Origin of the sequence: Nocardia jejuensis NBRC 103114 (genome assembly GCF_001613145.1) — a bacterium.
In the GTDB taxonomy this organism is placed as follows: domain Bacteria; phylum Actinomycetota; class Actinomycetes; order Mycobacteriales; family Mycobacteriaceae; genus Nocardia; species Nocardia jejuensis.
The window spans coordinates 78,250-102,321 of the sequence record NZ_BDBU01000002.1 but is presented as its reverse complement, the minus strand read 5'-3'; the positions used below and the strand labels follow the sequence as shown (position 1 = coordinate 102,321).

Here is a 24,072-nt window from a genome sequence, read left to right as displayed (position 1 = left end):
GGATGCGCTCGCTCGACGAGGCGACCTGCCCGCTCGACCGACCCGCTAGGGCGCCGTGTTCGGCGCGACCGGACGCGGCAGCCGGGCTGCCAGTCCGACGATTCCCGCCGCGACGGCCGCTCCCGCGATGACGTACCAGCCGCGCTGGAACGCCTCGAGCGTGGCGTCGGGTCCGACGGGCGCACCCAGCACGGCCACGAAAACCGCCACCCCGACAGCCAATCCGAGCTGACGAGCCATGCTCAGCACCGCCGATCCGGTCGCGAACCGCTGCGGTGGAAGACCGGCGGTGCCGGCCGCGAAGGTGGTCGGCAGGGTGAGCCCGACGCCGAGGCCGGTGACCAGCATGCCGCCGAGCAGCCCGCCCGGATAGTCGGGCGTCAGGGTGACAGCCAGTGCCCACCACAGGATTCCGGCACCGAACACCACGCCGCCCGCGGCGATCACCGGTCCCGCGCCGATCCTGCCGATGAAGCGCCCCGCTGCGATCGCGACGATCGGCACCAGCAGTGGTCCCGGCGCGATGGCCAGGCCCGTCTTCAAAGCCGACCAGCCCCAGACGTTCTGGGCCCACAGCACCACCGAGAGCAGCATCCCCGCGAACGCGATATTGAACAGCACCGCATTGCCCACCATGAGCGCGAAGTTCGGCAGGCGCAGCAGCGCGGGATCCACCACCGGGCTCGCATGCCGCCGCGAGGACACCGCGAACACGACCGCCAGCACGACCGCGACAGCGAAGGCCGTGAGCACTCCGGGTGAGCTCCATCCCCAGTCGGTGCCCTTGACCAATGCCAGGATCAACGAGGCCACGGCACCGATGAGAGCCAGTGCCCCGAGTCCGTCGGGAAGCGGACCACCGTCGCCACGGGTGTTGGGCAGCAGCCGCCAGCCGAAGTACAGCGCCGCCAACCCGATCGGAACGTTCACCAGAAACACCCAGCGCCAGTCGATTTCGACCAGCAACCCGCCCAGCACGGGCCCGAGGGCCGCGCCGAGTCCACCGAAGGCCACCCAGAGCCGCACCGCCATGGCTCGCCGTTCGGGCGGGGTCGCGGTGAGCACCAGACCCAGCGACGCGGGGGTGAGCATGGCCCCGCCGATCGCCTGCAGCACGCGGAACGCGACCAGTGCTCCCGTGTTCCAGGCCAGCGCGCACAGCGCCGAGCCCAGCACGAATACGGCCAGCCCGATCAGGAAGGTCGTGCGGTTGCTCCCCCGGTCCCCCAGTCGTCCGGCGGGCACCAGCAGCGCCGCGAACACGATCGCGTACGCGTTCAGCACCCAGGACAGGCCGCTGATCCGCGCGCCCGCGAAATCGACCGCGATCTCCGGCAGCGCCACATTGACGATGAACAGATCCAGGCTCGACAGCAGCACGCCGACCGAGACGATTCCGAGCACGACCCGCGAATCGACCGCGCGGCGTTCTTGTTCTGCGACAACGGTATTCATCTCACTACTTTCGATCAGCCGAGTACTCGCCGGGTCTGGCGCGCCTGCGCCAGCAACCGACCGGAACGGTCGCGGATATCGATGTCGTCCACCGACCAGCCCGCCGCGGTGGACGTGTTCGAGGCCCGTACCAGCACCGGTTGCGCGGGCACGTCCGCGAGATCACCGTGCAAGTAGACCGACAGCGTGACCGTGGGCACGGCCACGGGCGCGCTCAGCGTCGGAAACACCGCGGGCGGAAGCGCATCGGCGATGATGATGAGCGCGGCCGCGTCGGTCGTGGTCTCGGGTACCAGCGACACCCAGGCGCACATCCGGGCCTCGTCCGATCCGGTCAACGGCAGCGGTCCCGCCGCCGGTCGGATATCGAAATGTGCTCCCACCGGGACGATTTCGCGCGGAATCTCGAAGGGCGCGCACATCTCGGGCTCGGCGACACCGAGATCGGCCATGTCGATCCGAGCGGCGAGGGCGGTCGCGGCGCCGTGGCCCAGGGTCACCGAGCCCGCCGCCACCACGACGGCCTCCTGGCGCACCACCACATCGACCACGCTGGTGGTGCGCCCGACGGCGTGCACGATCGGTTCGAACGTCAGGGCGCCGTCACCCGGTCGACCGAGGAACCGCACGTCCACCGCCCGCACCGAGCCGCGATCAGGTGCGGCCGCCTGTGCCACCTCGGTCAGGAGGCCGGCGATCACGCCGCCGTGCGGTCCGGTCCAGCCGCGCCAGGATTCGTCGACGTCCGCGACCCAGCTTCCGGGTGCGGTGTCGGTGAGCGCGAACAACGTCCGCACCGACCTTCGAGTGAGTTGCTTCATAGAACGGACCATAGGCCAGTGAGTTCTTTCAAGCAACCGACTATGCTGTGGGAATGCGCCGCGTCAGCTTCGAGGACATGAACTGTTCCATCGCCCAATGCCTGGAGGTGGTCGGCGAATGGTGGACGCTGCTGATCGTGCGGGACGCGCTGTTCGGCATCACCCGCTTCGACGACTTCCGCTCGCGCCTCGGCATCGCCCGCAATGTGCTGACACAGCGCCTGGAACACCTTGTCGCCCAAGGGATCATGGAAAAAGTCCCCTATCAGGACAACCCGGTGCGCTACGACTACACGCTCACCGACAAGGGTCGCTCACTCTGGACGATCCTGGTCGCCATGCGCCAGTGGGGCGACACCTGGGCCGCCCCCGAGGGCCCGCCCGTGGAGTCCCTGCACAAGCCCTGCGGCCACACCACCACCATCCAGCCCACCTGCTCCGAATGCGGCGACGCCGTCCACCTGCGAGACCTGCGCGCGGTTCTCGGCCCCGGCGCCCACGATCCCGACTTCCTCCCGGCCCGCCGCGCCTGATCGCGCCGCGCCCGATCACACCCGCCCGATCGCATCAGGAAAGCGCTCCGCGGCCCCGGGCACCGTCGAGTCGCGGGTGTCATGGTGCCGGGGGCGGATGCGGCCGCCGCACTGCCCGGCAGCCTGTTCCCCGCCGCTCCGCCCGGCAGCCCGTTCGCAGACGGGGGTTGATCAGTCGCGCTGATCCACGGGGTCGTTCACCAGTACGAGCTTGCCGCGCACGCGCCCCTCTTCGCCGACGCGATGCGCCTGCGCGACGTCCGCGAGTGCGAAGGTCCGCACCTCCGGCAGCGTGAACCGCCCCGATTCGATCAACCCGCCGATCTCGTCGATCACGTGCAGTGCCCTCCCACCGTCGCCGCGACTGAACCGCACTCCGAACTTCTGCGCACCGTCGAAATCGGCAAGTGTCACAACCTGTTCCGCGCTGCCCACGAGTTCGACGAGTTCGGGCAGGACCCCGCTGCCCGCGACATCCAGCGCACGATCGACGCCGTCGGGCGCAATCGCCCGGACCCGCTCGACCAGCCCTTCGCCATACGACACCGCCTCGGCCCCCAGTGCGCGCAGGAACTCGTGGTTCGCCGGTCCGGCGGTCCCGATCACCCGCACCCCCTGCGCCACCGCCAACTGCACCGCCGCCCCGCCGACATTCCCCGAGGCCCCGCTGATGAGCAGCGTCTCCCCACTCCGGACACCGAGTTGCTCCAGCGCCCGCGCCGCCGTCTCCAAGGCGGCCGGGAGCGCCGCCACGTCGACGAAACTCACCGACTCCGGAATCGGCGCGAAATACGACAGTACCGCCGACTCCGCTTGCGCCGCACCACTGGTGGCGAACCCGAACACCCGATCCCCCACCTGCGCGGTCGAGACGCCCTCGCCCACCTCGTCGACGACCCCCGCCGCCTCGTACCCCAGGGTCTGCGGCAGTTCCTGATCCATCAACCCCGCCCGCTTCTTCCAATCACTGGCATTCACCCCCGCCGCCCGCACCGCGATCCGCACCTCCCCGGCACCCGCGTGCGGCCGCGCCACCTCCACGATCTCCAACACCTCGGGCCCACCGAACCGACTGAACCTGACCGCCTTCATGCTCCCTCTGTTCTCGAGTCCCGACGTGACACTCCGAAGTCTGCCAGCCTCCGAGGCGGTGGTGCTGTCACCGCCCCGACCAGGTAGTGGCTGGGCACGATCGTCCCCTCGTACCGGCGCACCGAGCGGGCTGGTTCATCCAGTGGCGCACACCATGTCGTCGCCGTCGATTCGGCCACCGTGTTCGCCCACGACCGCACCATCCGTTCCGATGCCGAACCCTGCCGCCAGGGATTTCATCACCATCGCCCGAGCACCATCGCCCGAGCCGAACGGATCACGGGCACTGCACGACGTGCTCTTCGTCCACTATGCCGTCGACTAGGCGGCGCGAACGGTCAGTCCCGGTACGCCGAGTGCTTCGGCCACCCGGGGTAATTCGGGAGTCAGACCCGACAGCGGAACAGGGGCATCGTCGAACATGGTCACGGCGAGCTCCGCTGCGGCGGTTTCCCAGGTGCCCGCGATGCGGCCGTCGACCAGCACGAGCGGCGAGATCCATCCGGCGGCGCGGCTGACCCGGGCGCGGTGGGCGGCAGGCAGGAGCGCGGTGTCGCCGGTGCCCGGGGCCAGAACGTACTGATCGAACGAGCCGAGCAGGTGAGCCGACGACGTCGGCACGGTCGCGGCCAGCGCCTCGGCGTGCTCGGTGAGCACGAAGGCGGCGCGACCCTCTATATCCACCTCGGTGAGCCGATCCCCCAGCGCCGAGAACCATTGGCGCAGTGTGGTTTTACGCAGGCTGCCGCGAGACAACCAGGCATCGAAGGCCTCGGGGGTGGCAGGACCGTGAGCGGACAGGTATGCGGTGATGAGGTGCGCGGCGGCCTCGTCCGGCCCGGGGATGCCCGGCCAGCCCGGAATGAGGTGGGAGGGGTGGGCGAAGGTGACGGTGGTGCCCTCAGCGGGGCCGTGGCAGAGCGCGCCTTGCCAGGCAAGCGGTTTGAGCAGCGCACCCCAGCCGGAGCGCAGTTCCTTCTCCAGGGGATGGAAGCGTGCCTCGGACAGCAGGGCCGTGACCAGTTCGTCCCGAGTGAGAATCGCCCCGTCGAGGATTTCGCCCACTGCCTCCACCAACGCCGCCACGTCCTCGGGCGATGCGTCGAAAGTCTTGCGCCACGACGGCTTCTCCCACGTCCGTGCCGAGCCCATGAGCGACAGCGCCGACGCCGCGATATCCGGGGTCAGGGCATGGAGGGTGCCGCGCATCGCCCAGGTCTTCACCAGCGTGCGCTCCGCGAGCGCGCGAACGACGGCACCCGGGTCGGGCTCGGTACTTCGCAGTGCCACAGCGGTTTCCGCAGCCGAGGTCACCTGAGCCTGAACACCACACAACCGCCCGACGATCTGCACCACATCACCACCGCCGGGTTCCCCGATGAACTGCCGCCCCATCCGCCAGGCGAACACCTGATCCCACGAAACCCGCACCACGCCTCCACCTTCACCCGAAGCCACACGAACCCTCGCCCCACAGTACAAAGTCGCACCGACACCGATCGGCTATAGGCTCCACGAGAAGTAGCTACGGGCAACCGCTCCGACACCGACGAATGCCCGGCGAGAGTCGAGGCCTCAGCCCTCCCACACTCGGCTGGCGATGAATATCGACCATGCGTCGACCGGGAACTCGAGGATCGGTCCGCAGCCGTTGTTCTTGGTATCGCGGACCCTGGTCACGGCATCGGTGTGGAACACCTCGACGCACTGGTTGCCGCTATTGGACCTGCTCGATTTGTACCATTCGCCCTTGACCGGCTTGTTCACGCCGCGCGCTCCTTCGCGATCTGCATCACCAGATCCCTGGTGTCCTGCTTGTCCAACGCTACAGCTCGAATGCGTTCGGTCGCTTGACGATACCGATCGACCTCCTCGTCGTGCTCGTGAAAGACGCTTCCGACCGCGCCCTCGGCGTACACAACAGTGGGCAGCGTGAGACCACTCGGTCCCGGCGGAAACGTCAGCCAGTCGAACGCGAGCATGGTCAGCCCCGGATGCACCCCGGCGTCGAACGGAACGACTCGAATGCTGACGTTGTCACGTTCTGCGAGCGTTGCCAGCCAGCCGAGTTGGCTGCGCATCGTCGTTTCGTCACCGACACGGTGGCGAAGAACGGCCTCACCCAGGAGGGCCTCATAGGTGAATCCCGACTCATCGAGCCGCGCTTGGCGTTTCATCGTCAGTTCGATGCGGCGTTCCAGATCGACCAGCGACAGACCCGCTTCATTGACACGATCCAGTGCGCGCCTGTAGTCGGCGGATTGCAAGAGAGCCGGGAAGATCACGGGGTGATGAGTCACCACCTTGTCGGCAATCCCTTCCAGCCGAAGGAATTTGCCGGTGTTGGGCGCAACCTGATCTTTGTACGCCTTCCACAGACCCCGCACCGGACCCTGCGCCCTGCTCGACTTCTCCTCGGACTTGATCTCGTCCCACAGGGTCAATGCTTTCAGCCGAGCCTCGGGACCGACGCTGTAGAAGTCGAGTAGCGCGTTGATATGCAGGGCGCCGAGCCGCGTGGGCGACCCATCCTCCATGCGGTCCAGGGCTTGTCGAGAAGCTCCGATATGAGTCGCGGCGGCCAAGACCGCCGGCCGTGGGGCTCGCATCCTCAGCTCTCGCATGTAGTTTCCGAAGTCCAGGCGAGAGACTGTCAATCCGGTCATTTTGCCAAGCCTCGCTTCCTCGAGATATTCCGCTGCGGGGCCGGACCGTCCGCGACCTCAGTGCGGGGAGTGACGAATCCCGTGAATCGCCGGTCGAACTCGGTTGGTGGCACCGGTTTTCGCCCTGAGGTTGGTGATATGGGTTTCGACGGTGGCGATTCCGAGGGTGAGGCGGTCGGCGATCATGCCGTGGCGATGCCGCACTGGGCGTCGTTCGACATCCCCTGTCTCGGCCGCGTCGCCACCCTCAACGAAATCGCCGCATCGCCCTGACTCTCGTCTCCCCCGAACACCCCTACCTCACCGGCACACAACTCGTCATCGACGAAGGCAGAACCGCTCACGCCTCACATGCTGCGACACTGCGCCGTTGCGCTGCTGTGTCGTTGTGGCTGGCTAGGATTCGCGTCGTGTCCCAGACCATGCACGGCGGTTGCCTCTGCGGCAATATCCGGTTCTCCGCCACCGGTGACCCGGACTTCCCGCACCTGTGTTCGTGTGCCCACTGCCAGCGGCTCTCGGGCGCGCCGGTGGTGTCCTGGGTGTCGTTTCCGGAAGAGGGATTCGCCTGGACCGGTCCGGGCGGGGAGCCGACCTGGTTCGAGACATTCCCGGGGATACGCCGGGGGTTCTGCCCGCTGTGCGGATCGACCGTGGCGTCCACAGGAGACGAGGCCGGACTCGTCGGGGTCACGATGATGGCGCTGGACGATCACACCGGCATGGTCCCGGTCAGGCAGAGCTTCGCCCACAACGCGGTCCCGTGGCTCCCGCCGTTGTCGTGACCGCGGGCCTCGCGACGACCGTCCGGAACTCATACCAAAACCACTGCCAGCATCGAGGCCATGGCGAGATCCATGACCAGATGCGGGAATACGGTGACCAGGAAGTCGCGGCGGGAGGGGGTGGCCGGGGTCACGGCGACCGCTGCGACTACTGCCGCGTCGAGTAGAAACAGGGCGGTGAGGGTCCAGCCCAGGACCGGGAGCGAAACGGTGTGATGGGCGGAGCCGGCGTACAGCATCGCCAGCGCTGAGACACAGTGGTACGCCGCCGATCCGATGCGTTCCGTGCGCGAGCCCGCATACCCACGGGTCAACAGGGCCAGCAGCGCCGATGCCGCGAGTGCCCCGAATACCGCACGCCAGAGCGTGATCGGGAGCGACGTATCGCTCCACATCACGGCCATGGCCGTGAGCATCGCGAGGTGGTTGAGGTCGGAGGCCCGGCCACTGTAGAGAGCGTGTTCGGTCGGATGCGGCCGCAGGAGGTGTGCGGCCGCGACAACCGCACCGCACAGGCACAGGGCCGTCGCGATTCCCATGATCGCGGGCGGGAGGGTGGTGTGCACGGATGCTAGGCCGGGGTGAGCTGTACTTCGTGACGGTCGATCAGCTCGACTTCGATGGTGGCACTGCCGGATTCGTCCGCCGTGAGGTGCGGTTCGACGGCGCCTCGGACGCGATAGCCGCGGTGCGGTGTAAGTCGTTGCAACGCAAGGCGAACGCGTTTGGCGCCATCACCCGGACGCAGCACCAGATCGAGTGAATCGCCATCGGTGACCGCCTTGGCCACCAACACGTCCGGGTAGGCCACCGAGGCCAGGATCGGACCGGTTCGCCACTGCTGCGGCACATTTCCGCCGATCAGGTCGCGCAGCCCGTCGGGCCGCGCGAACCGGGCCAGCGCGTGATGTGCGTTGGTGACCGTGGAGACCTCGGCGAAGCGGCGCGCGCCGTTGCGCTCGAGAACACGGTAACGGTCGTGCAGGGACTCGGTGAGCGCGCGAGCGAGGTCGGGCTCGCCGAGTTCGGCGGCGGCGGTGGCCAGGAAGACCCGGGTCATGCCATCACCCTTGGTGAAGTTGTAGTTGCCGAGATCGATTCTGGCTCTTGCGTTTCCGCGCAGTCGCAGGGTGCCGCCGTCGAAGTCGACGTATCGATCGCGAATGGTGCGCCAGGTGCCCCGGGCGAGATCGGGCATCATCGCGTTGAGCCAGGCCGCCATGCCCGCGTCGTAGGCCAGCACCGGCGGGCACGCGTTGATCGACGGGCCCAGTCGCCCGGGAATGAAGCGCCCGTTGCGAAGTCGCCACCCCTCGTGCAGGTAACTGTGCCGGATGCGCTCGACCAGATCGCCGGTGAGTTCGGTGCCGTGGATGCGGTCGTGCATCACCAGGGTGTTGAAGGCGAAGGTGTTGCAGATCGGATAGATGAGGTGGGGTTCACACGCGTACTGCGGGCAGTTCTCGTCGGCCAGCATGTTCGTGCGAATGGCCCGCGCCAGGCGCTCGAAGTCGTAGTCGTGACTCCGGCGCGAATTCCATTGCAACCGTAGCGATCCCGGTCGATCGAAGGTGGAGTCGGGGTTGAGCGTTTCGTACAGCCCGATCATCACGCCGAAGAATCCAGTGTACATGACATTGGCGTGCTTGATCGGATCGGTGTTGATCCTGGCGTAGCCGAGCAGGCTCTCCGCCGCCCAGTAGCCCCATACGCGTTTGTCACACATCTTCGTGATCGCGTTGCGCTGAGCCTCGGCCAGGTAGCCGGTGAAGGCCGGCGTTCGGGTGTACTGCGCCATCGAGAGCGCGTAGCCGATGAAGTTGAGCTGGTAGCGCAGTGCGCTGCCACCGATCTGTTCGATGCGGTCGAATCCGTCGAAGCGATCGAGCGGTTGCAAGGCCAGATCCAGGACGAAGCGCTGGAACGCAAGGTCCTCGGCGCTGGATTCGGTGACCTCGGGCATTGTTCGCGACCTGCTGCCCATCAGGCGGCCACCTGTTCCCGCGATGCGGTGGACGGAACCTCGGGGCCATCGCGCCGGGCGGTCGGCGCGAAATCGGCCGGCGCGACAGGTTGCCCGCGTAGTCGACGCCAGAGGGTCAGAGCGCAGGCGGACAGAAACCCGGCCAGGAGACAACACGGCATTGTGGTCACTCGTTTCCACCGAGGCCGCGTCGAACATGCGGCACTGAGACGTTCTTACATTCACTCTATCAACATGTCAGCCGAATGAGCAGGCGATAGACATGTTGATAGGGTGAGCATGTAATCGTCTCATCTATTCACGCGGGAGAAGACATGAGCACCACGCATCGCCCATCCGGTCCGGTCAAGACGCTGGCAGGGCTGACCAGCCTCCTGATCGGCGCCGCCATGGCCACCGGCACCGCGGACGCCGATCCGAACATTCAGCTGCCAGGCTGGGACGACGGCTTGCCGAACTGCGCGGTACTCAACGTGAACGCCTTCGCGGGGTACATCGGCACCGGCGACCCTCAGCCGACCCGCCCGATCGACGAGCACTTCACGACCGCCCCCGCCGCCGACTGGTGCACCACCAATGTCGGGTACTCGACCACCACCTACGGTGCCGACGGCGTCACCATGATCAACCCACCCACCCTGGAAGGCGTGTTCCCCTACAACAATTCGGAGATCCTGCCGAAGCCGATCTTCGAGCCCGGGCAGACCATGACCATGGACATCAAGGGCGCACCCGATCTGACCTCCCACAACGGCACAGCCGGATGGGGCGTGTCCAATCGCGCGATCGATCCGCTCGGACTCGAGCTCGCCTGGTTCATGTACAACGGCTCGCACGGATTGGTCGGCGCCGCAAGCGAACTCACCCGCCCGATCTTCAACGTGCTGGGCCAGGAACTACCCCGAGGCTTCTTTCTCATGGTCAAACGCGGTGGTGAGCTGATTCCCCAGATCCAACCATTGGACCCCGCACTGCTGTCCGGCGATCACGCCTACGCCGTCCGGCTCGACGACGATCACGTCAACTTCTTCATCGACGGCTCCCCCCGTCGGCACCTTCCAGAACCCACCCCACGGCCGGGGCGTCAACATCCTGCAGAAGCCCGTCCCCCTCATGGGACAACTCTGGCTCGACGGCAGTTACTGGTTCCCCCTTCCCATTCCCGAGTACAACGACCACGAGCAGCGCCTGACCATGACCCGCTACCGGCAGGGTCCGAGTGAGGTCACACCGCTGACCTGATCGCACGCGGCACGCCGGGCATCCGGCCCGAGCTCGCACGAGAAGGTTCTCCCCGCACGCCGCTCACGCGGATGTGCCGGGACCTTCGCCCACCGACGTGACTTCCCCCCCGGGCGTTGACCTTCCCGCCGCCGGCTCGGGCCCAGGCCCTGACCGCGCCGAGCGAACCGGCCACCGCGGCATCAGATGAACACACCGCGATCCCCGGAAAGTTCCTGCGGCCCATCGCCCCTCGCCTGATCCAGCAGATGGTCTTCGCGCCGCCTTCGTGATAGCGTTCTGAACATGTTCAGTGAACATGTTCAGTCACGGTCGGAGCAACAAGCAGCGACCCGGCAGAAGGTCTTGGCGGCAGCCGAACGGCTGTTCCGCGCCCAGGGCTTCAAGGCGACCACGATTCGTCAGATCGCCGCCGAGGCGACGGTGAGCACCGGGACGGTCATGGCGGTCGGGGAAAAGGACGCACTGCTCGTCTCGCTCTTCGACAACTGGATCAGCGCGGTGCACGACAGCAGGAAAACCGGACTCACACCCTCGACGACCGCGACCACGACCGCCGAGGATGTGCTGAAGCTCTTCGAGCCCTTCGTCGGATATTTCGCGGTCGACTCCGAGCTCTCACGCGAGTATTTGTCGATCCTCGTCCGTGGAAACCATGAGTCCGCGATCTTTCGAGACCTCGCGCTGGCACTGCTGGGCGAACTCGAAACCGTGCTCGGCCGATCAGCACTGCCCCGCGGCGAGGTCGGCCGCGGGGCTCGAACCATCTATCTCGCATACCTCGGCGTGCTGATGACCGCATCCAGCGGTGCCATCGCGATGCCCGACGCGGCCGACCAGCTACGACAGACCATCGAATTCGTCATCACTCATCCGAGGGGGAACCAATGATCCACGCGCCTGAACCATGGTGGCTACCAGCACTACTCGCGCTTTCGCTGTTCGGCGACGCGCTCATATCGGTGCGTCCGCCCCTGTTCATTCAGCGATGCCTCGACGGCGTCGGGTTTCCACGCGAGTGGTGGTGGGCGCTGATCGCCATCAAGCTGGCGGCCACAGCCGGCCTGCTTGTCGGACTGAAGTATCCCGGCGTCGGACTCGCCACCGCGGTCGGCGTGATCGCCTATTTCGTGTGCGCCGCGTTCGCCCATTATCGGGCCCGGTTCCTGGGGTCGGAGTTCTGGATCAACTGCCTCGGCATGCTGGCCCTGGCGGTGGCGGCGGCGCTCCCGTTCGTGGTGTGAGCGCTGTTCGCGGCCCGGCGCGCGCGATCGTCACGCGCCGGGCGGGAGGGTGGAACGCTCAGTTCTCGCCGTCGAGAGTCAGTACGACCAGCGGCAGGGGCCGGTCGACCTTGGACTGAAAGTCCGCCAGCAGCGGGTTGTCGGCAAGCACCCAGGCCGCGAACTCCTCATATTCCTTGCCTTCGAGCACCTTTCCGGCTCCCTGGTGGGTCGTGCCCCGAAACTCGATAGTCACCCGCGGATTCGCTTTGATGTTGTGCCACCACGCCGGGTACTTGTCCTCGATGAACGAGCTCACGTACATCGTCTCGCCCCGATACAGCGGCCCCAGCGGAGTCGTATGCCGCTTGCCGCTCCTGGCCCCCGTGGTGGTGAGCAGGATGAGGTCCCCGCCCGCATACGCACCACCCACCTTGCCCGAGTTCTCCCGGAACTCCTTGATCACATCGGCGTTCCAGTCGGCGATGCCGCCTTCCCGATCCCCCGCCTGGTTCCATGGTGCGTTCGGATCGTTGTAGTCGGTGATGTCGGCCTGATCCGGCTGTCCCACAGTCGATTCGGTTTCGCTCATGAGTCGAGTGTTTCGCAGAGATAGGACAGCTACGGTCCTAATTCGACGAGAATCCGTGATGCGATTCGCTCGAACTCGCGGTTCGTCGGCTCCTACCGCGAAGCGAGGCGGCCCCATCGCGGTTTCCGGCAGGCCTAGAAACCCAACCATCCGCCCCGGCTGGTGCTCGACTGGGCCACAATGCGGTCGCCCTTACCATCAGAGGGCCGCCACGGTGCATCGCCGTATCTGGTCGCGCACCTGTTCACCTACACCGACGCATGGTTACCCTACGATCTGCTGGGCCGCCCTCAACCCATGACCGCGTACCGGAACTCCCCACGATTGACCTTGGCGCTCAACAACATCGCCGCAGCCCTTGTAGGCCCTTGTAGTCGATACCGACCCCGACGACCCTTCCTACTTCGCCGGCGCCACCCCTACCGGACTTCTCAACCAATTCGACAGCAGTGGGTGCGCCTACGACGTATGGAGCATATCCAACGAGCACGATCGCCAACGCTACTGACAATCAACTACATACACGACTTCCATGTGTAGATGTCCGCACGGACAATGGTCGTTGTCGACCAGATCGCCGTCCTCGAACTTTTCAGCCAAATGGACTACGGCAGACGTTCCATCAGACCTCGCCAGGCCCCATAGCCAAGGGTCCGGCCGTTCGCCGAAAGCGCCTAACAAGTCGCCCCCGAGATAGTTCGCCAGCCAAGACGCGAAGGTTGATTCGTTGAGATTCGCTGTGTCGGCCAACCCCGCTTCGACACTGAGCGAGAGAGCCGACTCGAAGTCTCCCCCTACCTGTTCATACGTGCAGTAGACCGCGAAATGATGGTCAGCCGGAACCTCATGAAGCGCTTCGGTCTGACACTCATCGGCGCTGACGAAGACCTGAGATTGCGAGACGCCGAAGCAGCCCAGCAGGGCCGTGCGCAGAGCCTGCGTGTCGAGACGACAGGTCGACAGAGCGTCGAAGAGGAGTAGCGGCACACAGCTGAACGTATCGAAATATGAACTGCTGTGCCGAAAACACTCAGGCGTGGCGACGCTCTGCAATATCGCATCGAGCGCGGATTGAGTGCGGCGCAGTCGATGTCGTGATCGGGTAGGCCGTTCGGCCTTCCAGATCTTGTCGGCGAGACCGACCAGGAGGTCGTCGATATCGATGTCGGGTTCGGCCCAGGTGGCATGGGTGCGTGCGAACCGCGCGGCGCTTCGTCCACTCCGTGGTTCAGCAGCAGGTTGTAAATCCGGCCTGAACCTCCATGAACTGCCCCTGGCAGTCAGTTTTCGCACTGTCGGGGGGCCAGAATGGAGGTCCAGGCCGGATCGAGATTCGAACGGGCGCCGCCACCGAATGCATTACATTGCCGCGCACCGTGCGGAGGCAACCGGCAAGCGCGACTGGTGCGGGATCGGCGGGCAACCCCATCTCGATGCGGCAACCCACGACGAGCCGATTACACAGTGGTCGGACCGGCGACACGGTATCCGTCGAACAGTCGTCCGCCGAACAGGTCGAGAACCTCGGTGACGACATCGACCATCGGTTCGTCCGCACCGGACACGACCGATGCCACCGCATTCGCCAGCGTTTCGGCGTACGCGGTCCCTGCTGTCCGATCGAATGCCGCGAGTTCGCGGTGCAGCCATTTGCCGCTGCCCGTCCAGAGCCTGTTCCCGATCAGCAGAAGGTCCGCCGCGGCATGCCATACCGTGGTCGCGATCATCAGCCGCTCCGCAGGGTCTTCCGATCCGATGAGGTCGTCGAGCAGATCGGTGATGCGGTAGCGCGCGGATCGTAACTCGTTGTCTGTCAACGGATCAGGACCCGAGGCCAGCTGCTTCGCATACGACTCTCGAAAATGCGCACCACTGCCGTCGGCATCGAGGAGAACGCAACTGTGCCCGATCAGCCGTAGCGTGCTCGGGCGCCGTTCAGCACGTTCCGCGGCGCGGAAGTGTTCGAGGGAATTCTCGGTCTGGACGAACAGCTCCACGGGCCACCCGCCGTAACGCATCGACGCACGGTAGGGCGCAGGCGAACCCGCCAACAGCACGGTGATATCCAGATCGGAAGTCACCGTTGCTATTCCGAGTGCCACACTGCCGCCCAGCCACGCCGCCCGCGCTTGCGGAAAGTCACGCCTGACCAATTGCCGAGCAACATCCACCCCGTCGATGACCATCCCGCGAGTGTGTCATCTGCACCAATCGCCAGGGCAGGTTGCCATCACCCTCGCTCGGTGACAATCCAAGCCGCAGTGACGCACCCTTCCTCCCAGTGCCACCAGCCCTGCTCCGCGCCGTGTTCCCGCAACTCGCGGATCTTCGGCAGATCCGCCTCCGGCGGCACATCCAACGCCACCATCCGGAAACGCTCGAGGCCTTCGCCAGGGCTGTGAACGCACTGAATCGCCGACGAGCGTGCTGCTGCTCGTGGGTCGCCCGGCCACCGTTGTCGAGTCGATCCGTTAGTCGACAGGCCCTCGGGCCATCAGGACGGCCCTGAGCACATGCTCGACCGCAGACTCGAACAATGCTCCCCGTAGCTCATTTCGTGCAGCGAGGTTGCGGGTGGCGAGGTCGAGTACCTGGTCGGGGGTCAGGCGGCGCACTACCAAAGCGGCAACGTCTTCCAGATCGAGGTCGCTGTTCGCGTTATCCAGTCTGGTCAGGGCGAACGAGACGATGATCTCCTCGTCGGTCATACTCCGCCTCCACCCTCCGAATGTTCGGCCACGCTGTGGGGGCCAGGTCCAATACTACTTCGAGAGTGCGTCGCTGGAACTCCACCGCGGGTTCGAACCCCGCCTCCATGGCTTCGAGCACGAACGTACGGAAATGCCACGTACAGCGCCGATCGGAGCGGCCACACAAGCACGCCCGAAGATCATCGAGTCTGCGACGAATCAACGGGTAACAATCGTCTCAGCGCCGGTAACACACCCACATACCGAATATCGTGAAGCTGAACTGACCTGGCTAACCTCCTCGTAGGAGAGACCATCCGATGGGGAGCGGCATGAGTACACCAGTAGGTCCGGATGTCTGGCGAGACTTGTTCGAGCGGTTGGTGGCCCAGAAGCAGCGACTGTTGGAAACCGGTGGCACGGAAGCGGACACCTGCCCGAATCCCGGTGCAGCGGAAGCACAGTTGGCCACCGCTGAGCGGAGGCTCGGTCGGCCCTTGGCGGCGCGATACCGAGAGCTGCTCTCGATAGCTGATGGGTGGGACTACTTCTATCTATCGTTCTCCTTACTCGGCTCCGCTGACATCGGCGTCGGTCCTCGCTGGGAATCAGGTCTGCAAATCGCACAACTCTGGTTCGATGACGAAGAGTGGGGCGAAGAGATCGGTGCAAATGTCACTGCCGCCGACTTTCAGCCCCTCGTGACCAGCGACAACGGCTACAGCAACACGGCCTTCTTGTTCATCGGGGATTCTGATGTGCTTCGGCCCGGCTCTGTTGTGGAGCTACCGATCGATGAGCCCTATCCCGACCTGTACAGCTACCTTGTCACCCAGATCGACGAGATCACGATGTATGGATAGCCCGGGCAGTGCTGTTCGTTCATTCGCGGTTCACTCGTCAGGCAGGAGGTCCGGATCAAGTTTCGCACTCGCACCGAGTATCTCGATCCCGACTATGACCCCGTCGGCGTCGAGATCGAGGTTGACCATCCCTCCGATCGCGATCGGATCGACCGGGACCATCTTGGCCACACCACCTGACGGAATATCTTGCGTCAGGTAGATGTACGCGGCGTCGGCTACGGGGTCGTAGGTGACCCTGGGGGTGATCATGTCGACATCCTGCCAACACCCCATTCACCCTGTGCACTCAACTGCCACGTAGGACGTTCATCGGAGACGCCCGAAGATCTACGGGCCGAGCGCATCTCGATTATCCGTGGCACACGACATCAGGCGGTCATCGCAACATCCCTCGAGTGCTTCTGCTGGTATTCCGGATCAGACGCCGCTCGTAGGCGCTACTAGTGAATCCGTTTCTGTCCGTATGGAACTCAGAATCCATTCGGGTGCTGGGAAAGCCAATCCGGGTGGCGGCGCACGAGCGCGTCGCGTTCGGCGCCAGTGGGTAGGAGCACATCCGCGCCGCCGTCGTAGGGATGGTAGATCCGTTCCAAGGACAGGTCGGCGATCATGACTCCGGCGGTGGCGTCGTCGGTTACTGCATGCAACAGGGCGTCGATCGCGCCGCGATGCCAGACCAGTCGTTGGACGAACAGGTGTGTGTAGGAGATGAACTCGGGATCGGTCTCGGTCGGATCGGTGCGGACCGAGGTCCAGTAGCGGGCCTCGGAATTCCACCGGCTGTCGGTGCGTGCGGGCGGCTCGGGGCGATTGGACCAATCACAGGTGAGGAGGTGGATCTCTTTCTCGCTGAACAACTCGTCCAGGACCGTGTTGTACCGGTCGAGCACGATGCCGTATTCCGCAGCGGTTTCCGGGTAGCGCTTGGACCCGGGCAGACTGTGAAATCGCACCCATCGATCCCGGTAGGCATGCTTGAGTTCATCGGCCAGCGGAGGACATCCCGGCCACCGTTGTTGCCAGAGCTCCGACAGATCATCGCCGCACATCCGATCACAGTATCGGCGAACGAGTGTGGTGCTCACGGCCGAGCCGGATCGCCGACCGCTGACAGCCCTCGTAGCCCACCGCGATACGGCGGTGCCTCGCCGCCAGACTCAGCAGGTGCCGCTCTGCACCGGATAGTCGATGACCACCACACCGCCGGTGGCGTAGTTGACGACATCGGCGGCCGCCCGCCGGCCGTACGGCGACTCCCGCGACGCGGCCAGGGCGGCGGCGTCGGCGAAGTCGGCTTCGAAGACCGCGAAATACGGCGCTTCTCCCTTGGCCGCCGCCACGTCGAAGCTGTAGCGCCACCCAAGCAGGCCCGGCCATTTCATGACCAGCGGAAGGTGGTTGGTCACGTAGTAGTCGCGGAAATGGTCAGGGTCGGCGGGCTTGGGATAGAGGACCACCAACTTATGCACGACTGCCTCCTGCAGCGCAGGGTGTGAGTGCGATGTCCGGTATCGCGACCGGTTGAATCGTCATATTCGCAGGTTAGAGCCTGATGCGTGGCCGAGGGAAAGACCGGATCGGGATAGACTCAGAACCGATCGTTATCAATCGATGGGGAGGGCACGTGGCGCCGGATACGGTGAGCCTGCGGTACTTCCTGGTGCTCGCGCAGGAGTTGAACTTCACCCGCGCGGCCGCACGGATCGGTATCGCGCAGCCCGCACTCAGTGCCCGGATGCGCCGATTGGAGGCGGAACTCGGTACGAGCCTGCTGGTGCGCGACACCCGTAGCGTCGTATTGACCACGGCCGGTGCGGCTTTGGCGGAGTCCGCGCCGCCCGCGCTGGCAGCATTGGACCGAGCATGGGACACCGCCCGGAACGCGGGCGCCGGTGAACTGGGCACGCTGCGCATCGGATACAGCCTCAGCGCGGGGGCCGAGACGGCGCCAGCCTTGGTGGACAAGCTCATTCGCAGCAGCCCGGGACTCGAGGTCAGCGCGGTCCCGATGGCCACACCGGATATATCCCCCGCGGTCGCCGACGGCCGCATCGACGCGGGGATCACCCGCGGTGAACAGCCGGGTCGCGGCGTGCGACGGTTCCCGCTGCGGCATCAGCGCGTCGGAGTGCAACTGGCACAGCATCATCCGCTGGCCGAACACCCGGAGATCGAGATCGCCGACGCGGCCGCGTATCCACTGCGACTCCCCGATCGCACCGCCAACCCCGTGATTCACGATCAGCTGTCCGCACTGTTCCGCGACTCCCGGCCGATCCCCCGATTCCACACGCCCGCTGTCTCTTTCGACATGTCTCAGCGCGACCTGTTCGACGGACTCACCCTCGCCCCGGCCAGTGAAGCCGCGGTCACGGTGGCACCGGCGGGTATCACGTGGCGACCACTGCGGGGCGCACCGACCATGACGATCCACCTGGTTCTCCCACGCGAGCTGTCACCACTGCACCGCCGCATCCGCACCATCGCCAAAACCCTGGCACACGAACTGCACTGGCTGCCGGACTGACGCGCGGCAGGTCACGCGCGATGCCATCGGTGACTGCGCATCGAACTCCGGACGGCGCCCTTCAGCGGATGCGAGTTCGCCGTAGGCCAGCACTGTGAATCGGAAATTGAACTGGCCCCAGCGATCCAGCGGGACGGACTCACATGCAGAGTTGGCCGAGTTGTGGGTTACACCCGGTCGGTGGCGAGGAACGGCATCATGAGGTCGAGCAGTTCCTGTGGCCTGTCCAGCGGGATTATATGACCGCACTCCGGAATGAGCTGTCCCACAACGTCATCGGCGATGGGTCGAAGCTGTCGCTCCAGCGCGTCGCCGACGGGATGGGCGCCGATCGCCAGGGTGGGCGCGGTGAGCCGCTCGGCCGCCACGGCCTGAGCGAGCTGGCGGGCGCTGGTCGGCAGGGCACGGTAATAGGAGAACGCGCAGCGCAGGGCGTCATCACCGGTGAAGGCATCGACGAACGCGTCGTGGATATCCGCCCGCACACCCCGCCCGCGCGTACCGGTGCTGAGAAACCATTCGATATACCGCGCCTCGTGCCCGAGCAGGACCGTTTCGGCGAGACCGGGCACGGCGTGAAATCCGAACCACCACGGCGGACCGGCGGCGAGGAAGTCCTCCGCGCCGGGGAGTCGGCCCAGCAGTGCCTCCATGACCACCAGCCGTCGTACCCGCTCGGGATGGCGCAGCGCGAGCAGGACCGCGACGGGGGTTCCGGCATCGATCGCGACCACGGCCGCGGTGGGCTCGTCGAGGGCATCGAGGATCCCGGCGATATCGGTGGCGAGCGTGCCGGCGTCGTAGCCGTCCAGCGCACGGGTGGTGGCGCCGAACCCGCGTAGGTCCGGGGCGATGACCCGGTAGTGCTCGGACAGCGGGCCGATGATCTCGCTCCACAGGCGCCAGGTGTGCGGAAAGCCGTGCAGCAGAACGACTGCGGGACCGGAACCGGCAATCGCGACGTTGGCGCGGATGCCGTTGGTTTCGATCCCGCGCAGCTCGACGGGGGCGGTCTGGTGCGGTGGCGGATGGATCATGGGTCCTCCATGCGGTTACCATTGGTTACCAGAAAACGGTAGGTAACCTCGGTTGCGCTACCAAGAAGGCACTTCGAATACAGGTGGTGAGGTCCAGGTGACCACTCGCTCAGCGCACGCGAAGACGCCGGTTCGCGGTGATCTGTTCGATTCCCAATGCCCGACACGTCAGTTGCTGGACCGCATCGGCACGAAATGGACGTCGATGGCGGTCAAGGTCCTCGCGCAGGCCGCTCCGGGCGAGGTGCGGTTCGCCGAACTGCGGCGGCGGATGCCCGGCGTATCCCAGAAAATGCTGTCGGTGACCCTGCACAACCTGGTCCGGGACGGTCTGGTCACTCGCCGGGTGGAGCCGACAGTGCCACCGCGCGTGCACTACCGACTCACCGAACTTGGCCTGTCCCTGGAGATCCCGCTGGCGGCGTTGCGCACCTGGGCCGAGGATCACATGGCCGAGATCGACAACGCCAACACCCTCACCGACGCCCGAACCACCCCGTAGCTCCCCGACACGTGCTCGTACCGTGTCGGGCATTGATCGGCCGCGCACCGGATCGATTCGGCGGTGGCACGATGCCACCACAATCCGAAACCGCCAAGCCACTGGTCGATCAGTTTCGTAACGGATGCTCAGAGATGGTCGTTGGTCAATGCCGGTGGTTCGATGGCGCCAGGTAACCGGCGACACGGTTTGTCTCCGAGGGGTTCGTGAGGTCGTCGGCGCGCGCGTGTGGGCGTGGTTCGAGTAAGAGCCACCCAGCGACAGCGGCGACTGCTGCCACACCTCCGGCGACAAGAGACGCAGTGTGGAAGCCATCGAGAAACGCACCTTTGACGACATCACCGAGTTGGTCCCCGGTAGGGCCCGGAATCGAGCGAGCGGCCTGAATCCCGGTCAACATGGAATTCGTGGCTGCCTCGTGTGCGGTCTGAGGCAACGGTATGTCTGCCACGTCGGTCGCTATCTTCCCGGAGTAGACCGAAGCGAGAATCGAGCCGAGTACGGCGACTCCCAGAGTCCCGCCGAGTTCGCGACTCGTGTCGTTGACTGCAGATCCCGCACCGACCTGCCCGGTTGAGAGCTCGTTGAGCACCATCAAGGTTGCCGGCCCCGCGACAAGTGACACGCCTGCGGCCAACGTGACCATAACGGGCACAATCACTCCCCAGTACGACGTGATCGCGTCGTACCGGATGGTGAGCCAGAAGGCCAGGGCCATGACCAGTGATCCGAGCACGGCGGTACGGCCCGCTCCGATCTTCGATCCCAACCACATACTCGGTCCGGCGAAAACCGTCATCGCGATGGCGAATGGCAGTGTTCGGAGGCCGGTGTCCAAAGGTGAAAACTCTTTGACGCCTTGGAAATATTGAGTCATCAGGAATACGAATCCCATGAGCGCGAACATGCCGAATGTCAGCAGTAGCGCCGCCGCAGCGAAGTTGCGGTCACGGAAGAGTCGGATGTCGAACAATGGTGATGGGAATCGGTTCTCCCAGACGACGTACGCTGCGATGACCGCTACACCGACCAGGATCCCACCGATGGTGCGGATGGTCAGCCAGCCGTGATTCGGGGCCTCGATCACGCTGTAGACAACGATCGAGATGCCGACCATCGACAGCACCATGCCACCGAGATCGAAGCGTCCAGCGTCGGGATTCCGACTGGGTGGAATAAGCGCCGCAACCGCGAACAGCGCTATGGCACCGGCGGGAACGTTGATCCAGAAGATCGAACTCCACGAATAGTGGGCGAGCAGCCAACCTCCCACTACCGGGCCGATCGCGGCGGCGACTCCGGCAACCGCGGCCCACGTCGCCACCGCGATCGCTCGTTCGCGGAGGTCGTCGAACAGGATCACCACGATGGCAAGGGTGGCCGGAAAGACAAGTGCGGCAAACAGTCCGAGGCCGGCTCGCGCTGCGATCAGTTGCCCCAGGTCTCTCGATATCGCCGCGAGTGCGGACACCACCGCGAAACCTGCGATTCCCACCAGGAGCACGATCTTGCGACCGAAGCGATCACCCAGATACCCGCCGGTCAGAAGTAGGCCGGCGAACACGAGTGTGTACATGTCCACTACCAACTGCAAGCCAGATGTGCCGGCGTTCAAATCCAGTGAAATCTTCGGCAACGCGACATTGACGATGGTGTTGTCCAGGAATACCAGCAACTCGGCAAAGCACAGAGCCGCCAGTCCTAGCCATCGAATCACAATGGAACGCATCGGTTTTGGACCTTCTTGTCTGTGGCGGACGGTACCGCGTCGGAGCTGAGAGCGAATCGCTCTCTGTGTGCCCCAGTGCATGCGCCGAATTCCGGTTGGCCTCAGGCCACCGTACGAGCCGGCCGGTGCGGCGGGAATGATCCGATGGGACCGAATCGTGATACTTTCGGCGCGGTGGAGGCAAAGTCGTGGGACTTCAGGCGCGGCGCCATCGGAATTCGGCATATGGTCCAGGTCGGAATCGATCACGGGATCTCGGGGCGTCGCCTGCTCGCCTCGACGGGGCTCCATCTCGCTGATCTGGACGCCGACGACCTGGAAGTCGAAGGCGCGCAAGAGCTATCGGTGGCCCGGAATCTGGTGCAGACACTCGGAGACCGTCCTGGGCTCGGTACCGAGGTCGCGATGCGCTTCTCGTTGGCGAACTTCGGCCTACTGGGCTTCGCCATGCTCAGCAGCCCGACTGCCGGCGAGGCCCTGCGAGTCGCACTACGAACGTTGCAGATCGGCAACCGATTCATCGACATCACGGTCAGCCTCACCCAGACGACGGGGCGGATAACGTTCCAGCACAAGAACCTTCCTGCCGAGGTCCGCGCCTTCCTGCTCGAACGTGACATCGCCATCATCTTCGGAGTGATCGTGTTGCGGTGTCTCAGCCCGCAACTCGTCGATCGACTCGGCGATACGCGCTTGGAGCTGGCGCTTCCTGACGACCGGGCGGCGAAACTGGTCGATGGCATGACTCGGATGCTCACCGACCTCGCACACGATCCGATCGGACGATTCCCGATCATTGCCGACCGCCCGAAGACAGAACTGACGTTTCCACTCGATCTTCTTGCCGAACCGATGTCGATGCCGGATCCGGCGACCGCTGCTCTGTGTGAGCAGCATTGCCTGGATCTCATGCGGAATCGACTGACCCGCGGCCCGCTCGCTGCCAGAATCCGCGCCGTGCTCCTGCACGAGATCCACGCCGCGCCTGCTGCAACCGAGATTGCGGCCAGACTGAACATGGACCGCCGCACCCTGCATCGACGCCTCGCCGAGGAGGGAACCAACTTCCGAATGCTCCAAGAGGAGACTCGCTGTGCGCTGGCAATCGATTTGCTCGATGTCCTCGACCTCACGGTGACGGAAACCGCGGCCCGCCTCGGCTACGCCAGCGCCGCGGCGTTCAGTAGATCGTTCACAAGATGGACCGGCAATCCACCCAGTGCCTACCGGCGGCGTCCGGAGCCCACGCGACGCGACATCGGTCGTGCCGAAACCTCGATGCCCTCGGGCTGAATCGATCTCGACGACCTCTCGCGCCTCAGACAGCGACGTTCTCACGGTGACCCGGGTGATTGCGACCTTCAGCTGCAAGGTCTCCTCATCGGAAGAGACGCCCAACTTATTGGACCACTCTGCTTGCAGTACTTCGAATGAAGTGCTTTACTGATCCAGTTCCAACAGAGCTGATAGCTCGGTGAACGTCCGGTTCGGGCCGGACACTCACCATCCGATCGACGAAGGGCCCTTTTTTGCGCAAGCTGGTGTATCTCATCGCCTCCACTCTCGACGGCTTCATCGCGGGCCCGGACGGATCGGACCCGACCGGGCCCGGCGGCTTCTGGACTCCGTCGGAGGACTACCTGAAGCACCTCATCGAGGAGTACCCCGAGACGCTGCCCGGGGCGGCGCGAGCAGCGTTCGGCATCACGGCCGAGAACGTTCGGTTCGACACTGTCGTCGAGGGCCGCAAGAGCTACGAGATCGGGCTGGCGGCCGGGGTGTCCGATGCCTACCCGCATCTGGAGCATGTGGTCTTCTCCCGGACCCTGACCGAAAGCCCGGACCCACAGGTGAAGGTCGTGGCCGATGATCCGGCGCAAACGGTGCGCGAGCTGAAACGTCAAGGCGGCAAGGACATCTGGCTCGTGGGCGGCGGAGACCTGGCAGGCGCGCTCTACGGCGAGATCGATCAGGTCATCGTCAAGCTCAGCCCGCTCACCCTCGGAGTGGGCATTCCGATGTTCGGCCGCTCGGCGAGCTTCGCTCCCAATGCGTGGAACCTCGTCGAGCACACAGTCCTCGGCAGCGGAGCGGCCTTCCTCACCTATGACCGGGTCGCCGATACGACATCGCCCGCGGAATAGCCGGAACGACCTGACCATCGAGGACCTTCCCGACCAACACTCGCCCATCAACGTAAGACGTTCAGGATCGCGATCACTCGCGCTGACCTCGGTCAGCGCGAGTGATCGGCAATGGCGCCATCCGCACGTTGGGCGGCGGCAGTCCGAATCGGTTGACCGGCAGTGCTTCCAGCGCGCCCATGCA

At 65.2% G+C, this 24,072-nt stretch carries 29 protein-coding genes; 11 read left to right on the top strand and 18 right to left on the bottom strand.

Annotation, left to right across the window (positions count from 1 at the left end; all coding sequences use genetic code 11):
* Positions 1-45: 45 nt before the first annotated feature.
* Both NJ1_RS00890 and NJ1_RS00885 read right to left on the bottom strand, forming a co-directional pair.
* Entirely contained in the window at positions 46-1,455 is a 1,410-nt protein-coding gene (locus tag NJ1_RS00890) for an MFS transporter (protein ID WP_067685991.1), read from the bottom strand.
* A gap of 14 nt (positions 1,456-1,469) precedes the next feature.
* Entirely contained in the window at positions 1,470-2,276 is an 807-nt protein-coding gene (locus NJ1_RS00885; RefSeq protein ID WP_067685989.1) for an acyl-CoA thioesterase, read from the bottom strand.
* Between the two features lie 53 nt (positions 2,277-2,329).
* Between NJ1_RS00885 and NJ1_RS00880 the strand changes: the two genes are divergently transcribed.
* The gene (locus NJ1_RS00880) at positions 2,330-2,809 is read left to right on the top strand and encodes a winged helix-turn-helix transcriptional regulator (RefSeq protein WP_067685987.1); all 480 of its coding nucleotides are present in this window, start codon (positions 2,330-2,332) and stop codon (positions 2,807-2,809) included.
* Positions 2,810-2,980: 171 nt separating this feature from the next.
* Here NJ1_RS00880 and NJ1_RS00875 read toward each other — a convergent pair whose 3' ends face one another.
* The 4 genes from NJ1_RS00875 to NJ1_RS00860 form a co-directional block, all read right to left on the bottom strand.
* Positions 2,981-3,901: an NADP-dependent oxidoreductase gene (locus NJ1_RS00875; protein WP_067685985.1), complete on the bottom strand. Its 921-nt coding sequence runs from the start codon at positions 3,899-3,901 to the stop codon at positions 2,981-2,983.
* A gap of 321 nt (positions 3,902-4,222) precedes the next feature.
* Entirely contained in the window at positions 4,223-5,335 is a 1,113-nt protein-coding gene (locus tag NJ1_RS00870; RefSeq protein ID WP_084477607.1) for a winged helix DNA-binding domain-containing protein, read from the bottom strand.
* Positions 5,336-5,476: 141 nt separating this feature from the next.
* Positions 5,477-5,668, bottom strand: coding sequence for a DUF397 domain-containing protein (locus tag NJ1_RS00865; RefSeq protein WP_067685983.1), 192 nt, complete (start codon positions 5,666-5,668; stop codon positions 5,477-5,479).
* Entirely contained in the window at positions 5,665-6,567 is a 903-nt protein-coding gene (locus NJ1_RS00860) for a DUF5753 domain-containing protein (protein ID WP_157573674.1), read from the bottom strand. Before NJ1_RS00860 ends, NJ1_RS00865 begins: the two co-directional genes overlap by 4 nt.
* A gap of 69 nt (positions 6,568-6,636) precedes the next feature.
* Between NJ1_RS00860 and NJ1_RS39950 the strand changes: the two genes are divergently transcribed.
* Together NJ1_RS39950 and NJ1_RS00855 are read left to right on the top strand one after the other, a co-directional pair.
* Positions 6,637-6,840, top strand: coding sequence for a hypothetical protein (locus NJ1_RS39950; protein ID WP_174557035.1), 204 nt, complete (start codon positions 6,637-6,639; stop codon positions 6,838-6,840).
* Positions 6,841-6,977: 137 nt separating this feature from the next.
* Positions 6,978-7,352, top strand: coding sequence for a GFA family protein (locus tag NJ1_RS00855; protein WP_245717161.1), 375 nt, complete (start codon positions 6,978-6,980; stop codon positions 7,350-7,352).
* Positions 7,353-7,381: 29 nt separating this feature from the next.
* Here NJ1_RS00855 and NJ1_RS00850 read toward each other — a convergent pair whose 3' ends face one another.
* Together NJ1_RS00850 and NJ1_RS00845 are read right to left on the bottom strand one after the other, a co-directional pair.
* Positions 7,382-7,918 carry a DUF5134 domain-containing protein gene (locus tag NJ1_RS00850; RefSeq protein ID WP_067685976.1) on the bottom strand — a complete coding sequence of 179 codons (537 nt, stop codon included), beginning with the start codon at positions 7,916-7,918 and terminating at the stop codon, positions 7,382-7,384.
* Between the two features lie 5 nt (positions 7,919-7,923).
* Positions 7,924-9,315: a linalool dehydratase/isomerase domain-containing protein gene (locus tag NJ1_RS00845; protein ID WP_067685974.1), complete on the bottom strand. Its 1,392-nt coding sequence runs from the start codon at positions 9,313-9,315 to the stop codon at positions 7,924-7,926.
* Between the two features lie 335 nt (positions 9,316-9,650).
* Between NJ1_RS00845 and NJ1_RS00840 the strand changes: the two genes are divergently transcribed.
* The 3 genes from NJ1_RS00840 (at position 9,651) to NJ1_RS00830 (ending at position 11,822) form a co-directional block, all read left to right on the top strand.
* On the top strand, positions 9,651-10,559 hold the full coding sequence (locus NJ1_RS00840) for a hypothetical protein (protein WP_245717160.1): 909 nt from the start codon (positions 9,651-9,653) through the stop codon (positions 10,557-10,559).
* Between the two features lie 304 nt (positions 10,560-10,863).
* Positions 10,864-11,469, top strand: a complete 606-nt coding sequence (locus tag NJ1_RS00835) for a TetR/AcrR family transcriptional regulator (protein WP_067685972.1) — start codon at positions 10,864-10,866, stop codon at positions 11,467-11,469.
* A complete protein-coding gene (locus tag NJ1_RS00830) occupies positions 11,466-11,822 on the top strand; it encodes a DoxX family protein (protein ID WP_067685970.1) in 357 nt (118 codons plus the stop codon). Before NJ1_RS00835 ends, NJ1_RS00830 begins: the two co-directional genes overlap by 4 nt.
* A 58-nt stretch (positions 11,823-11,880) precedes the next feature.
* On the opposite strand, the gene NJ1_RS00825 is transcribed toward NJ1_RS00830, so the two are convergent.
* The 5 genes from NJ1_RS00825 to NJ1_RS00810 all read right to left on the bottom strand — a co-directional run bounded on the left by NJ1_RS00825 (position 11,881) and on the right by NJ1_RS00810 (position 15,101).
* Entirely contained in the window at positions 11,881-12,393 is a 513-nt protein-coding gene (locus NJ1_RS00825) for a nitroreductase/quinone reductase family protein (protein ID WP_067685968.1), read from the bottom strand.
* A 501-nt stretch (positions 12,394-12,894) separates the two neighbouring features.
* Positions 12,895-13,686: a hypothetical protein gene (locus tag NJ1_RS39945; protein WP_174557033.1), complete on the bottom strand. Its 792-nt coding sequence runs from the start codon at positions 13,684-13,686 to the stop codon at positions 12,895-12,897.
* Positions 13,687-13,850: 164 nt separating this feature from the next.
* Entirely contained in the window at positions 13,851-14,579 is a 729-nt protein-coding gene (locus NJ1_RS00815) for a nucleotidyltransferase domain-containing protein (protein WP_157573672.1), read from the bottom strand.
* Positions 14,580-14,623: 44 nt separating this feature from the next.
* Positions 14,624-14,806, bottom strand: a complete 183-nt coding sequence (locus NJ1_RS40090) for a DUF4265 domain-containing protein (protein ID WP_339380940.1) — start codon at positions 14,804-14,806, stop codon at positions 14,624-14,626.
* Positions 14,807-14,864: 58 nt separating this feature from the next.
* The gene (locus NJ1_RS00810) at positions 14,865-15,101 is read right to left on the bottom strand and encodes a hypothetical protein (protein ID WP_067685964.1); all 237 of its coding nucleotides are present in this window, start codon (positions 15,099-15,101) and stop codon (positions 14,865-14,867) included.
* A 314-nt stretch (positions 15,102-15,415) separates the two neighbouring features.
* Between NJ1_RS00810 and NJ1_RS00805 the strand changes: the two genes are divergently transcribed.
* Positions 15,416-15,946, top strand: coding sequence for an SMI1/KNR4 family protein (locus tag NJ1_RS00805; RefSeq protein ID WP_157573670.1), 531 nt, complete (start codon positions 15,416-15,418; stop codon positions 15,944-15,946).
* Between the two features lie 30 nt (positions 15,947-15,976).
* On the opposite strand, the gene NJ1_RS00800 is transcribed toward NJ1_RS00805, so the two are convergent.
* The 3 genes from NJ1_RS00800 to NJ1_RS00790 all read right to left on the bottom strand — a co-directional run bounded on the left by NJ1_RS00800 (position 15,977) and on the right by NJ1_RS00790 (position 17,418).
* Positions 15,977-16,198 (bottom strand): DUF2283 domain-containing protein, encoded by a 222-nt coding sequence (locus tag NJ1_RS00800; protein WP_067685960.1) that lies wholly within the window; start codon positions 16,196-16,198, stop codon positions 15,977-15,979.
* A 221-nt stretch (positions 16,199-16,419) separates the two neighbouring features.
* Positions 16,420-16,998, bottom strand: a complete 579-nt coding sequence (locus NJ1_RS00795; RefSeq protein ID WP_084477605.1) for a DUF3885 domain-containing protein — start codon at positions 16,996-16,998, stop codon at positions 16,420-16,422.
* A gap of 108 nt (positions 16,999-17,106) precedes the next feature.
* A complete protein-coding gene (locus NJ1_RS00790) occupies positions 17,107-17,418 on the bottom strand; it encodes an EthD family reductase (RefSeq protein WP_067685958.1) in 312 nt (103 codons plus the stop codon).
* A gap of 155 nt (positions 17,419-17,573) precedes the next feature.
* Between NJ1_RS00790 and NJ1_RS00785 the strand changes: the two genes are divergently transcribed.
* The gene (locus NJ1_RS00785) at positions 17,574-18,476 is read left to right on the top strand and encodes a LysR family transcriptional regulator (RefSeq protein ID WP_067685956.1); all 903 of its coding nucleotides are present in this window, start codon (positions 17,574-17,576) and stop codon (positions 18,474-18,476) included.
* Positions 18,477-18,643: 167 nt separating this feature from the next.
* On the opposite strand, the gene NJ1_RS00780 is transcribed toward NJ1_RS00785, so the two are convergent.
* Complete coding sequence (locus NJ1_RS00780; protein ID WP_067685954.1) at positions 18,644-19,513, bottom strand: alpha/beta fold hydrolase; 870 nt, start codon at positions 19,511-19,513, stop codon at positions 18,644-18,646.
* Positions 19,514-19,610: 97 nt separating this feature from the next.
* Between NJ1_RS00780 and NJ1_RS00775 the strand changes: the two genes are divergently transcribed.
* The gene (locus tag NJ1_RS00775; protein WP_067685952.1) at positions 19,611-20,015 is read left to right on the top strand and encodes a winged helix-turn-helix transcriptional regulator; all 405 of its coding nucleotides are present in this window, start codon (positions 19,611-19,613) and stop codon (positions 20,013-20,015) included.
* A gap of 145 nt (positions 20,016-20,160) precedes the next feature.
* Here NJ1_RS00775 and NJ1_RS00770 read toward each other — a convergent pair whose 3' ends face one another.
* Positions 20,161-21,744 carry an MFS transporter gene (locus NJ1_RS00770; RefSeq protein WP_067685950.1) on the bottom strand — a complete coding sequence of 528 codons (1,584 nt, stop codon included), beginning with the start codon at positions 21,742-21,744 and terminating at the stop codon, positions 20,161-20,163.
* A 75-nt stretch (positions 21,745-21,819) separates the two neighbouring features.
* Here NJ1_RS00770 and NJ1_RS00765 point away from each other — a divergent pair, with 75 nt between their 5' ends.
* Both NJ1_RS00765 and NJ1_RS00760 read left to right on the top strand, forming a co-directional pair.
* Positions 21,820-23,037 carry an AraC family transcriptional regulator gene (locus tag NJ1_RS00765; protein ID WP_157573669.1) on the top strand — a complete coding sequence of 406 codons (1,218 nt, stop codon included), beginning with the start codon at positions 21,820-21,822 and terminating at the stop codon, positions 23,035-23,037.
* Positions 23,038-23,273: 236 nt separating this feature from the next.
* Positions 23,274-23,888 carry a dihydrofolate reductase family protein gene (locus NJ1_RS00760; RefSeq protein WP_067685946.1) on the top strand — a complete coding sequence of 205 codons (615 nt, stop codon included), beginning with the start codon at positions 23,274-23,276 and terminating at the stop codon, positions 23,886-23,888.
* Positions 23,889-24,072: the final 184 nt, after the last annotated feature.

Excerpts from the sequence above, each read along its gene's own strand:
- NJ1_RS00890 (WP_067685991.1), bottom strand. The coding sequence starts at position 1,455 with ATGAATACCGTTGTCGCAGAACAAGAACGCCGCGCGGTCGATTCGCGG.
- NJ1_RS00885 (WP_067685989.1), bottom strand. The coding sequence starts at position 2,276 with ATGAAGCAACTCACTCGAAGGTCGGTGCGGACGTTGTTCGCGCTCACC.
- NJ1_RS00880 (WP_067685987.1), top strand. The coding sequence starts at position 2,330 with ATGCGCCGCGTCAGCTTCGAGGACATGAACTGTTCCATCGCCCAATGC.
- NJ1_RS00875 (WP_067685985.1), bottom strand. The coding sequence starts at position 3,901 with ATGAAGGCGGTCAGGTTCAGTCGGTTCGGTGGGCCCGAGGTGTTGGAG.
- NJ1_RS00860 (WP_157573674.1), bottom strand. The coding sequence starts at position 6,567 with ATGACCGGATTGACAGTCTCTCGCCTGGACTTCGGAAACTACATGCGA.
- NJ1_RS00845 (WP_067685974.1), bottom strand. The coding sequence starts at position 9,315 with ATGCCCGAGGTCACCGAATCCAGCGCCGAGGACCTTGCGTTCCAGCGC.
- NJ1_RS00840 (WP_245717160.1), top strand. The coding sequence starts at position 9,651 with ATGAGCACCACGCATCGCCCATCCGGTCCGGTCAAGACGCTGGCAGGG.
- NJ1_RS00835 (WP_067685972.1), top strand. The coding sequence starts at position 10,864 with ATGTTCAGTGAACATGTTCAGTCACGGTCGGAGCAACAAGCAGCGACC.
- NJ1_RS00830 (WP_067685970.1), top strand. The coding sequence starts at position 11,466 with ATGATCCACGCGCCTGAACCATGGTGGCTACCAGCACTACTCGCGCTT.
- NJ1_RS00825 (WP_067685968.1), bottom strand. The coding sequence starts at position 12,393 with ATGAGCGAAACCGAATCGACTGTGGGACAGCCGGATCAGGCCGACATC.
- NJ1_RS00815 (WP_157573672.1), bottom strand. The coding sequence starts at position 14,579 with ATGGTCATCGACGGGGTGGATGTTGCTCGGCAATTGGTCAGGCGTGAC.
- NJ1_RS00810 (WP_067685964.1), bottom strand. The coding sequence starts at position 15,101 with ATGACCGACGAGGAGATCATCGTCTCGTTCGCCCTGACCAGACTGGAT.
- NJ1_RS00805 (WP_157573670.1), top strand. The coding sequence starts at position 15,416 with ATGAGTACACCAGTAGGTCCGGATGTCTGGCGAGACTTGTTCGAGCGG.
- NJ1_RS00800 (WP_067685960.1), bottom strand. The coding sequence starts at position 16,198 with ATGATCACCCCCAGGGTCACCTACGACCCCGTAGCCGACGCCGCGTAC.
- NJ1_RS00795 (WP_084477605.1), bottom strand. The coding sequence starts at position 16,998 with ATGTGCGGCGATGATCTGTCGGAGCTCTGGCAACAACGGTGGCCGGGA.
- NJ1_RS00780 (WP_067685954.1), bottom strand. The coding sequence starts at position 19,513 with ATGATCCATCCGCCACCGCACCAGACCGCCCCCGTCGAGCTGCGCGGG.
- NJ1_RS00770 (WP_067685950.1), bottom strand. The coding sequence starts at position 21,744 with ATGCGTTCCATTGTGATTCGATGGCTAGGACTGGCGGCTCTGTGCTTT.